The organism is Franconibacter daqui (genome assembly GCF_014644275.1).
GTDB classification, from domain to species: Bacteria; Pseudomonadota; Gammaproteobacteria; order Enterobacterales; family Enterobacteriaceae; genus Franconibacter; species Franconibacter pulveris.
Window position 1 is genome coordinate 19,344 of the sequence record NZ_BMKJ01000010.1, and the last position, 8,150, is coordinate 27,493.

The following is an 8,150-nucleotide window of genomic DNA, read 5'->3' on the forward strand; positions in this document are numbered from 1 at the left end:
AGAATTACTCGTCTTCCAGTTCGATGTTGATGCCCAGCGAGCGGATCTCTTTCAACAGTACGTTGAAAGATTCTGGCATGCCCGGTTCCATCTGATGGTTGCCATCCACGATGTTCTTATACATCTTGGTACGGCCGTTCACGTCATCAGACTTAACGGTCAGCATTTCCTGCAGGGTATAGGCTGCGCCGTATGCTTCAAGCGCCCATACTTCCATCTCACCGAAGCGCTGGCCACCGAACTGAGCCTTACCACCCAGCGGCTGCTGAGTAACCAGGCTGTAAGAACCGGTAGAACGAGCATGCATCTTGTCATCGACCAGGTGGTTCAGTTTCAGCATATACATGTAACCTACGGTTACCGGACGCTCGAACTGCTCACCGGTGCGGCCGTCAAACAGAGTGATCTGGCCTGAAGTCGGCAGGTCGCCCAGTTGCAGCAGCTCTTTAATTTCCGCTTCTTTCGCACCGTCGAATACCGGCGTTGCGATCGGCATACCTTTACGCAGGTTTTCAGCCAGACGCAGCACTTCTTCATCGCTGAAGGTGCTCAGGTCGACTTTCTGGCGAATATCAGCGCCCAGATCGTAAGCGCGCTGGATAAACTCACGCAGCTTCGCCACTTCCTGCTGCTGTTTCAGCATGGCGTTAATCTTGTCGCCAATGCCTTTCGCCGCCATACCCAGATGGGTTTCCAGAATCTGACCGATGTTCATACGAGACGGTACGCCCAGCGGGTTCAGTACGATATCTACCGGCGTGCCGTTTTCATCGTAAGGCATATCCTCGATCGGGTTGATCTTGGAGATAACACCCTTGTTACCGTGGCGGCCTGCCATCTTGTCACCCGGCTGAATCTGACGTTTAACGGCCAGATAGACCTTAACGATCTTCAGCACGCCTGGCGCCAGATCGTCGCCCTGGGTGATTTTGCGGCGCTTCGCTTCGAGTTTCTTCTCAAACTCGTGCTTAAGCTCATCGTACTGCTCAGCCAGCTGCTCCAGCTGGTTCTGCTTCTCTTCGTCGGTCAGGCCCAGTTCCAGCCAGCGATCGCGCGGCAGTTTGTCGAGCTTCTCAGCTTCAACGCCACCGGCAATCAGCACAGCGCGGATACGAGCAAACAGGCCGGCTTCGAGGATCTGCAGTTCTTCAGTCAGGTCTTTTTTCGCCTGCTTCAGCTGCATCTCTTCGATTTCGAGAGCGCGTTTGTCTTTCTCTACGCCATCACGGGTGAAGACCTGAACGTCGATGACGGTACCTGACACGCCGTTCGGCACGCGCAGGGAAGAGTCTTTAACGTCAGACGCTTTTTCACCGAAGATCGCACGCAGCAGCTTCTCTTCCGGAGTCAGTTGAGTTTCACCTTTCGGCGTTACTTTACCAACCAGGATGTCGCCGCCAGTGACTTCCGCACCGATATAAACGATGCCGGATTCATCCAGTTTAGAGAGCGCAGCCTCACCCACGTTCGGGATGTCAGCGGTGATCTCTTCCGGCCCCAGCTTGGTGTCGCGAGACACGCATGCCAGTTCCTGGATATGGATGGTGGTGAAGCGATCTTCCTGAACCACACGCTCGGAAACGAGAATGGAGTCTTCGAAGTTGTAACCGTTCCACGGCATGAACGCTACGCGCATGTTCTGACCGAGCGCCAGTTCACCGAGGTCGGTGGACGGGCCGTCCGCCAGCACGTCGCCGCGCTCAACCGGTTCATTCAGAGAAACACACGGCATCTGGTTGATGCAGGTGTTCTGGTTAGAACGGGTGTACTTAGTCAGGTTGTAAATATCGATGCCCGCTTCGCCCGGATACATCTCGTCTTCGTTAACTTTGATAACGATACGGGACGCATCGACGTACTGTACGGTACCGCCACGCTTCGCAACTGCAGTTACACCAGAGTCAACGGCGACAGCACGTTCCATACCAGTACCAACCAGCGGCTTATCAGCGCGCAGAGTCGGAACTGCCTGACGTTGCATGTTCGCACCCATCAATGCACGGTTGGCGTCATCGTGTTCCAGGAACGGGATCAGGGACGCACCGACGGAAACCACCTGCTGGGTGGAAACGTCCATATAGTCAACCTGGTCTGCGCTGAACAGGCTCGATTCGCCTTTGCTGCGGCAGGTGACCAGATCGTCTGCAAAGCGACCTTCTTCCGTCAGGTTGGTGTTCGCCTGAGCGATAACGTAGTTACCTTCTTCGATAGCGGAGAGGTAATGAATTTCGTCAGTCACTACGCCGTCACGCACTAAACGATACGGCGTTTCGAGGAAGCCATATTCGTTGGTCTGCGCGTAAACAGACAAGGAGTTAATCAGACCGATGTTCGGACCTTCCGGCGTTTCGATCGGACATACGCGACCGTAGTGCGTCGGGTGAACGTCTCGAACTTCAAAGCCCGCACGCTCACGAGTCAGACCGCCTGGGCCGAGCGCGGAGATACGACGCTTGTGCGTAATCTCAGACAGCGGGTTGTTCTGGTCCATAAACTGCGACAGCTGGCTGGAGCCGAAGAACTCTTTCACTGCTGCGGAGATAGGCTTGGCGTTAATCATATCCTGCGGCATCAGCGTATCGAGATCGCCCAGGGACAGACGCTCTTTCACCGCACGCTCTACACGCACCAGGCCAACGCGGAACTGGTTTTCCGCCATTTCGCCTACAGAACGGATACGACGGTTGCCGAGGTGGTCGATATCATCCACTTCGCCTTTGCCGTTACGAATATCGATGAGCTTCTTCATCACGTCGATGATGTCGTCTTTGCTCAGGATACCGGAACCTTCAATCTCTTCGCGCAGCAGAGAACGGTTGAACTTCATGCGGCCTACCGCAGAAAGGTCATAACGGTCTTCAGAGAAGAACAGGTTCTCAAACAGGCTTTCAGCCGCTTCGCGAGTCGGCGGCTCACCCGGGCGCATCATGCGGTAGATTTCTACCAGCGCGCTCAGACGATCGTTAGTCGGGTCGATACGTACAGTCTCAGACATGTACGGACCGTGGTCCAGATCGTTGGTGAACAGCGTTTCAATGCGTTTGTGGCCTGCCTGGCTCAGCTTGGCCAGCAGATCCAGAGAGAGCTCCATGTTGGCCGGGCAAATCAGCTCGCCAGTAGAAGCGTCTACATAATCTTTAGCGGCAACTTTGCCTGCGATGTATTCCACCGGCACTTCGATATGCTTGATATCGTCTTTTTCAAGCTGGCGGATGTGGCGCGCAGTAATACGGCGGCCTTTTTCTACATACACTTTGCCGTTAGCTTCGATGTCGAAGGACGCGGTCTCGCCACGCAGGCGTTCCGGTACCAGCTCCATCTGCAGCTTGTTGTCGCGAATTTCAAACACCACTTTTTCAAAGAACAGGTCGAGGATCTGCTCGGTGGTGTAGTTCAGCGCACGCAGAATAATGGTGGCCGGCAATTTACGACGACGGTCGATACGAACGAACAGGTTGTCTTTCGGATCGAATTCGAAGTCCAGCCAGGAGCCACGGTAAGGGATGATGCGCGCGTTATACAGCACTTTACCCGAAGAGTGGGTTTTGCCTTTATCGCTATCAAAGAAAACGCCAGGGCTACGATGGAGCTGAGAAACGATAACGCGTTCAGTACCGTTAATAACAAAGGTACCGTTATCGGTCATGAGCGGGATTTCGCCCATGTAAACTTCTTGCTCTTTGATGTCCTTAACTGTGCCTTCCGGCGCTTCGCGCTCGTAGATCACCAGACGCAGCTTCACGCGCAGCGGAGCCGAGTAGGTTACGCCACGGATCTGACATTCTTTAACATCAAATACCGGTTCGCCAAGACGGTAGCTGACATATTGCAGTTCCGAATTGCCGCTATAGCTTTGAATCGGGAATACGGAGCGGAAAGCAGCTTCCAGACCGTACTGCCCTTCAGGATCTTGCTCGATAAATTTCTGGAACGAGTCAAGCTGGATAGAAAGGAGATAGGGAACATCCAGAACTTGTGGACGTTTACCAAAATCCTTACGAATACGTTTTTTCTCGGTATAGGAGTAAACCATAGGGTTCCTCAGCTCGCTGACAAGTCGACCCACTCTGTCCGTCGGGGGGACAGTTTATGCAACACCATTTTGTTGACCGGAAAATGGAACACTTTCCGCAATGCCTGTTTCTATCACTCTTAAACCATTTCATTGCGATTTACACAGCGCGGAAGCCCTGTCGCAGTATATTAAGTCGTCGATAGAAACAAGCATTGACGGGTAACCAGTAGTAAAACAGTGTGAAACGCTACTGGTCCCCTGGAGCGCAAAAAGGCTGGTGACCAAAAAGTCACCAGCCATCAGCCTGATTTCTCAGGCTGCAACCAGAAGGGTTGGCTTATTTAACTTCAACTTCAGCGCCAGCTTCTTCCAGGGATTTTTTCAGAGCTTCAGCGTCATCTTTGCTCACGCCTTCTTTCAGAGCGGCCGGAGCAGATTCTACCAGGTCTTTAGCTTCTTTCAGACCCAGGCCAGTCGCGCCACGTACTGCTTTGATAACAGCAACTTTGTTAGCGCCAGCGGCTTTCAGAATAACGTCGAATTCAGTTTTCTCTTCAGCAGCTTCAGCCGGGCCAGCAGCAGCAACAGCTACAGCAGCAGCAGCGGAAACACCGAATTTTTCTTCCATTGCAGAAATCAGTTCTACAACGTCCATTACGGACATAGCGGATACTGCTTCAATGATTTGATCTTTAGTGATAGACATTTAATTGTTCCTGAATATCAGAATAAGTTTTATACGTAAGCAAATGCGCGATTACGCAGCTTCTTTCGCATCGCGAACGGCAGCCAGAGTGCGAACCAGTTTGCCAGCAGCGGCTTCTTTCATGGTTGCCATCAGGCGTGCAATTGCTTCTTCGTAAGTCGGCAGAGTTGCCAGGCGGTCGATCTGAGACGCCGGGATCAGCTCACCTTCAAAGGCAGCGGCTTTGACCTCAAATTTTGCATTCGCTTTCGCGAAATCTTTGAACAGACGAGCAGCAGCGCCCGGGTGTTCCATAGAGTATGCAATCAGGGTCGGACCAACAAACGCGTCTTTCAGGCACTCGAACTGAGTACCTTCAACAACACGGCGCAGCAGGGTGTTACGAACAACACGCATGTATACGCCAGCTTCGCGACCTGCTTTACGCAGTTCAGTCATTTTATCTACGGTAACGCCACGGGAATCCGCGACAACCGCAGACAGCGCGCCTTTGGCTACTTCGCTGACTTCAGCAACAATCGCTTGTTTGTCTTGAAGATTTAAAGCCATTAGCTTTTGCTCCTGGGTTTTAGCCGGGACAAAATGCCCCGGAACTCACTTCACTCTTCCTAACGAAAGAGCGTCGAAATACGGTGAGCAGAAACAAGCCAAAGACTACTTAAAAAATATTCTTCAGGTTCTGTCACCGTCTACGCAGGGAATTAAGTCTCTTGCGAAACACCTGCGGTCTTGGACGGAGGCCTGGATAAGGCCAGGCTCCAACCGAAAATTCTGTTTGTCCTGTTAGCCAGGACAGTGGGCGTAAGATTGTAGACAAATCCGCCGCCCACGTAAAGGGCGATTATTAGTTCGCCGCAGCGCTCAGACCAGCCTGGTCTACAGCAACACCTGCACCCATGGTGGTGGACAGGCTAACTTTCTTGATGTACACGCCTTTCGCAGAAGCCGGTTTTGCTTTTTTCAGAGCAACCAGCAGCGCTTCCAGGTTTTCTTTCAGTTTGTCAGCGTCAAAGTCAACTTTACCAATGGTGGTGTGAATGATGCCGTTTTTGTCGTTGCGGTAACGAACCTGACCGGCTTTAGCGTTTTTAACCGCTTCAGCAACGTTCGGGGTTACGGTGCCCACTTTCGGGTTCGGCATCAGGCCGCGCGGACCCAGTACCTGGCCCAGCTGGCCAACAACGCGCATTGCATCCGGAGAAGCAATAACAACGTCAAAGTTCATTTCGCCTTTCTTGATCTGATCAGCCAGATCTTCCATACCTACCAGCTCAGCGCCAGCTGCCTTAGCAGCTTCAGCGTTCGGGCCCTGGGTAAATACGGCTACGCGAACGGAACGGCCAGTACCGTGCGGCAGTACAGTTGCGCCACGTACGTTCTGGTCAGATTTACGAGCGTCGATGCCGAGGTTAACGGCTACGTCAACGCTTTCAGTGAATTTCGCAGTGGCCAGCTCTTTAAGCAGAGAGATAGCTTCGTTGATTTCGTACTGTTTGGTCGCATCAACTTTTTCACGGATCACGCGCATGCGCTTGGTCAGTTTAGCCATTTCTTAGTCCTCCACTACCAGGCCCATGGAACGTGCAGTACCTTCGATAGAGCGAGTCATCGCTTCAATGTCGGCACCAGTCATGTCCGCAGCTTTGGTCTGAGCAATTTCCTGAACCTGAGCGCGAGTCACTTTACCTACTTTGTCTTTGTTCGGCTTACCGGAACCAGACTTGATACCAGCCGCTTTTTTCAGCAGAACTGCTGCCGGCGGAGTTTTGGTAACGAAGGTGAAAGAACGGTCAGCATAAACGGTAATAACAACCGGAATCGGCAGGCCTTTCTCGATGGAATCCGTTTTTGCGTTGAACGCTTTGCAGAATTCCATGATGTTAACGCCCTGCTGACCCAGTGCCGGGCCGACCGGCGGGCTCGGGTTAGCCATGCCAGCTGCAACCTGCAGCTTAACGTAGGCTTGTACTTTCTTAGCCATTTAAATTTCCTCTAATGGGTATAGCGCCTCAAGGAGGCTTCCCGTGATAATAAGTTTTACGCGCCGAAGCCCGTAAAAACAAAAGGCGCGAAATTGTATTCCAATCTCACGCCTTGTGCAATCTGTAATTGCTGTTTTTTCGAACGAGCCTTAGGCTTTTTCAACCTGGCTGAAATCGAGCTCGACCGGAGTCGCGCGACCGAAGATAGAAACAGATACCTTCAGGCGGCTCTTTTCATAGTCAACTTCTTCAACCACGCCGTTAAAGTCAGCAAACGGACCGTCGTTAACGCGAACCATCTCACCCGGCTCAAACAGCGTTTTCGGACGCGGCTTATCGCCAACCTGCTGCAGGCGATTCATGATCGCATCGACTTCTTTGTCGCTGATAGGCGCCGGACGATCGGAGGTGCCGCCAATGAAGCCCATCACACGCGGTACGCTGCGGACAAGGTGCCAGCTCGCATCGTTCATGACCATCTGCACCAGCACATAGCCCGGGAAGAATTTACGTTCGCTTTTGCGACGCTGTCCGCCACGGATTTCGACGACTTCTTCAGTCGGAACCATGACTTCGCCAAACAACTCTTCCATGTTGTGTAATTTGATATGCTCGCGCAGGGAGGTCGCTACACGACCTTCAAAACCGGAAAACGCCTGAACGACGTACCAGCGCTTTTTAGGAGCTTCAGACATCTCAGAACCTCAGGCCAGTGATAAAGGATACCAGGCGGACCAGAATACCATCCAGCCCCCACAGGATCAGGGACATTACAGCAGTTACCGCTGCCACAATTAATGTGGTGTGCAACGTTTCCTGGCGAGTCGGCCAAACCACTTTACGAACTTCGGTTCTCGCTTCACGGGCAAAAGCAACGGTAGCTTTACCTTTGGTCGTTAACAGCGCGACACCACCCGCTGCAGCAATAAGAATGACTACCGCAAGGGCACGCAGCGGCAGAGTAATATCACGATAAATATAGTTGCCCACGATCGCTACAATCAGCAGAGCTGCGACGGCGAGCCATTTCATCGCTTCCAGGCCGCGCCCGCTTCCTTGAGCTTCGGTATTCGCACTCATAAACCAACCTGTCACAATAAACCAGACAAACATTTTTGCCCCGCGAAGGCGAGGCAAACCAGACCGAATTGCTGTTAACTCTGCGCTTCGGAATTTACGCCATCGACAGAGCCTGTCTCAGCAATGATTATGAGAAATAAATCACTGATGAGCCAGGTTCTGGTGTGAGAGCGTGCAAAAAGGGCATCAAATGATGCCCTTTTCTTGCGCATTGCGTCAATTGTTATCAGCGATTAGCCGAGAACTTTAGCAACCACGCCCGCGCCAACGGTACGGCCGCCTTCGCGGATTGCGAAACGCAGACCGTCGTCCATCGCGATCGGGTGGATCAGGGTAACAACCATTTTGATGTTGTCGCCCGGCATTA

General features: G+C 52.6%; 8 protein-coding genes. All 8 read right to left on the reverse strand.

Going from position 1 to position 8,150, the window contains the following annotated elements; all coding sequences use genetic code 11:
* Window positions 1-4: 4 nt before the first annotated feature.
* The gene (rpoB, locus tag IEX01_RS21080; protein WP_024558465.1) at window positions 5-4,033 is read right to left on the reverse strand and encodes a DNA-directed RNA polymerase subunit beta; all 4,029 of its coding nucleotides are present in this window, start codon (window positions 4,031-4,033) and stop codon (window positions 5-7) included.
* 319 nt (window positions 4,034-4,352) lie between these two features.
* Window positions 4,353-4,721, reverse strand: a complete 369-nt coding sequence (gene rplL, locus IEX01_RS21085) for a 50S ribosomal protein L7/L12 (RefSeq protein ID WP_004387079.1) — start codon at window positions 4,719-4,721, stop codon at window positions 4,353-4,355.
* Between the two features lie 51 nt (window positions 4,722-4,772).
* Complete coding sequence (rplJ, locus tag IEX01_RS21090) at window positions 4,773-5,270, reverse strand: 50S ribosomal protein L10 (RefSeq protein WP_024558466.1); 498 nt, start codon at window positions 5,268-5,270, stop codon at window positions 4,773-4,775.
* A gap of 295 nt (window positions 5,271-5,565) precedes the next feature.
* Window positions 5,566-6,270 carry a 50S ribosomal protein L1 gene (gene rplA, locus IEX01_RS21095; protein ID WP_024558467.1) on the reverse strand — a complete coding sequence of 235 codons (705 nt, stop codon included), beginning with the start codon at window positions 6,268-6,270 and terminating at the stop codon, window positions 5,566-5,568.
* A 3-nt stretch (window positions 6,271-6,273) separates the two neighbouring features.
* Entirely contained in the window at window positions 6,274-6,702 is a 429-nt protein-coding gene (rplK, locus tag IEX01_RS21100; protein WP_002438627.1) for a 50S ribosomal protein L11, read from the reverse strand.
* Window positions 6,703-6,852: 150 nt separating this feature from the next.
* Window positions 6,853-7,398 carry a transcription termination/antitermination protein NusG gene (gene nusG / locus IEX01_RS21105; RefSeq protein WP_001287521.1) on the reverse strand — a complete coding sequence of 182 codons (546 nt, stop codon included), beginning with the start codon at window positions 7,396-7,398 and terminating at the stop codon, window positions 6,853-6,855.
* Window position 7,399: 1 nt separating this feature from the next.
* The gene (gene secE / locus IEX01_RS21110; RefSeq protein WP_024554735.1) at window positions 7,400-7,783 is read right to left on the reverse strand and encodes a preprotein translocase subunit SecE; all 384 of its coding nucleotides are present in this window, start codon (window positions 7,781-7,783) and stop codon (window positions 7,400-7,402) included.
* A 233-nt stretch (window positions 7,784-8,016) separates the two neighbouring features.
* Window positions 8,017-8,150, reverse strand: a 134-nt coding sequence (locus IEX01_RS21115; protein ID WP_001464716.1) for an EF-Tu C-terminal domain-related protein, incomplete at its 5' end; no start/stop codon positions are given.

Bases quoted from the DNA above. Each gene is read 5' to 3' on its own strand.
- nusG (WP_001287521.1), bottom strand. From the start codon at position 7,398: ATGTCTGAAGCTCCTAAAAAGCGCTGGTACGTCGTTCAGGCGTTTTCC.
- secE (WP_024554735.1), bottom strand. From the start codon at position 7,783: ATGAGTGCGAATACCGAAGCTCAAGGAAGCGGGCGCGGCCTGGAAGCG.
- rplL (WP_004387079.1), bottom strand. From the start codon at position 4,721: ATGTCTATCACTAAAGATCAAATCATTGAAGCAGTATCCGCTATGTCC.
- rplA (WP_024558467.1), bottom strand. From the start codon at position 6,270: ATGGCTAAACTGACCAAGCGCATGCGCGTGATCCGTGAAAAAGTTGAT.
- rpoB (WP_024558465.1), bottom strand. From the start codon at position 4,033: ATGGTTTACTCCTATACCGAGAAAAAACGTATTCGTAAGGATTTTGGT.
- rplK (WP_002438627.1), bottom strand. From the start codon at position 6,702: ATGGCTAAGAAAGTACAAGCCTACGTTAAGCTGCAGGTTGCAGCTGGC.
- rplJ (WP_024558466.1), bottom strand. From the start codon at position 5,270: ATGGCTTTAAATCTTCAAGACAAACAAGCGATTGTTGCTGAAGTCAGC.